Origin of the sequence: Streptomyces sp. SolWspMP-5a-2 (assembly GCF_900091845.1) — a bacterium.
Taxonomy (GTDB): domain Bacteria; phylum Actinomycetota; class Actinomycetes; order Streptomycetales; family Streptomycetaceae; genus Streptomyces; species Streptomyces doudnae.
The window spans coordinates 1-1796 of record NZ_FMCI01000146.1 but is presented as its reverse complement, the minus strand read 5'-3'; the positions used below and the strand labels follow the sequence as shown (position 1 = coordinate 1796).

The following is a 1796-nucleotide window of genomic DNA, read 5'->3' as shown; positions in this document are numbered from 1 at the left end:
CTGCGGCGGCCCCGGCGAGCGCGGCCAGGACGCCGCCGACGGAGAACGTCGCGTGGAAGGCGGACATGACGGGCCGTCCGTACGCCTTCTCCACCTGCACCGCGTGGGCGTTCATGCTCACGTCCAGGCAGCCGTTGGCGAAGCCGAACACCAGCAGGGCGACCCCGAGCGCCCACGGGGCGGTGGCGAGGCCGGGCAGGACCAGGGTGGCGGCGCACAGCAGCGCGGAGGCGGGCACCACGGTCCGGGTGCCGAGCCGGTCGGCGAGCGGGCCCGCCACCTGCATGCCGAGGAAGGCGCCGAGGCCGAGCAGCACCAGGAAGCCGCCCAGCACGGCGTGGCTGATGCCGACGCGCTCCTCGACGGGCGGGATCTGCACGACCCACATGCCCAGCAGGGTCCCGTTGAGGATGAAGTAGGTGAAGGTCGCCACTCGTGCGGCGCGCAGGGAACGTTCCATGGCGATGAACATAGCGAACATGAATCATGTTTTAAAAGCTCGATTTCGCACAGGATTGCTGTTCGCTGCTGGGGTGCGGTTGAATCGGCGCCATGGGTAACGCAGACCGCCTCCGGCAGATCGGGGACGCCGTGCGCGCGGCGGGCAGCCTCACCGTGGCGGAACTGGCCGCGCTCGCCGGCGCCTCGGAGATGACCGTCAGGCGCGATCTGGACGCGCTCGCCGCCCAGGGGGTGCTGGAGCGGGTCAGGGGCGGGGCCCGCAGCCTCGTCCTGCGGGGCGAGGAACCGCCGTTCGCGCTGCGCGCCCAGGACGGCGCCGAGGCCAAGGCGCGGGTCGCCGCCGCCGTCGTCGACCTGATCGGCGACGGCGAGACCGTCGTCCTCGACAGCGGCACCACCTGCCTCGAGGTGGCCCGGCTGCTGCGCGGACGGCGGGTCACCGTGATGCCCCTGTCGCTGCAGGCCGTCGCCGTCCTCGCCGAGGGGGCGGGTCAGGCGTCCCTGCTGGTGCCCGGCGGGCGGCCCCGGCCGGGGGAGGGCGCCCTCACCGGCCCGCTGGCCCTCGCCTCGCTCGCCGCCGTCCGCTTCGACACCGCCGTCATCGGCTGCTGCGGCCTCGCCGCCGACCAGGGCCTGACCGCCTACGACCTGGACGACGCGGCCGTCAAACAGGCCGCGATCCGCTCGGCGCGACGCGTGGTCGCCGCCACCGACAGCGGCAAACTCACCCGCACCGCCCACGCCTTCGTCACCCCGGTCGCGGCCCTGGACACGCTCGTCACCGACCGGTCGGCGCCCCGGGAGGCGCTCGACGCGATCGGCGCGGCGGGGGTGACGGTCCGGACGGTGTGACGGCCGTCCCGCTCCCCGGCGTCCGCCGCTCCTCAGCCGCCCGGGGTCCCCGTTCCGGCCGCCGGGCGCACCGACACCGACAGGTCGTTGTCGACCGTGTAGTAGGCGCGCACCACCCGGTCGCCGACGGTCGTGGCCGGGTAGACGAAGACCGACTTGCGGTCCGCGACGTCGTCCAGGAGCCGGGCGAGCCTGATCGGCGGGGCGCCGGGAGCGGGCCGCACGAACGCGTCCCAGACGCCCTCGCCGCCGTCCGCCAGCTCCGCGTGGGCGACGGTGAAGGAGAAGGACCGGCCGTCCCCGGCGGCGCTGAGGTCCGCCGTCCTGGCCCGGCCGCCGCCCCGGGCCCGCAGCGACACCGCCGCCCCCGGCAGGAGCGTGGCGCCGTGCAGCCGGGCCGCGACCGTCGTCGCCGTGCCGGTGACGTTGATGTCCGCGACCTCCGCGTGCGCCGGGCGCAGCCAGGCCCGTACGGCGAGCCT

2 protein-coding genes and 1 pseudogene are annotated in these 1796 nt (G+C 75.4%); 1 reads left to right on the top strand and 2 read right to left on the bottom strand.

The features are described from left to right. The coding region (locus tag GA0115242_RS14350; protein ID WP_141721593.1) for an MFS transporter at positions 1–472 on the bottom strand (472 nt) is incomplete at its 3' end. A gap of 80 nt (positions 473–552) precedes the next feature. Between GA0115242_RS14350 and GA0115242_RS14345 the strand changes: the two genes are divergently transcribed. Continuing rightward, positions 553–1314 (top strand): DeoR/GlpR family DNA-binding transcription regulator, encoded by a 762-nt coding sequence (locus GA0115242_RS14345; protein WP_093828326.1) that lies wholly within the window; start codon positions 553–555, stop codon positions 1312–1314. A gap of 32 nt (positions 1315–1346) precedes the next feature. Here GA0115242_RS14345 and GA0115242_RS40735 read toward each other — a convergent pair. Further along, positions 1347–1796 (bottom strand): annotated as a pseudogene (locus GA0115242_RS40735) (hypothetical protein); the annotation flags it as partial.

What these genes read in the sequence shown, in the direction of transcription:
- GA0115242_RS14345 (WP_093828326.1), top strand. Translation starts at nt 553, where the DNA reads ATGGGTAACGCAGACCGCCTCCGGCAGATCGGGGACGCCGTGCGCGCG.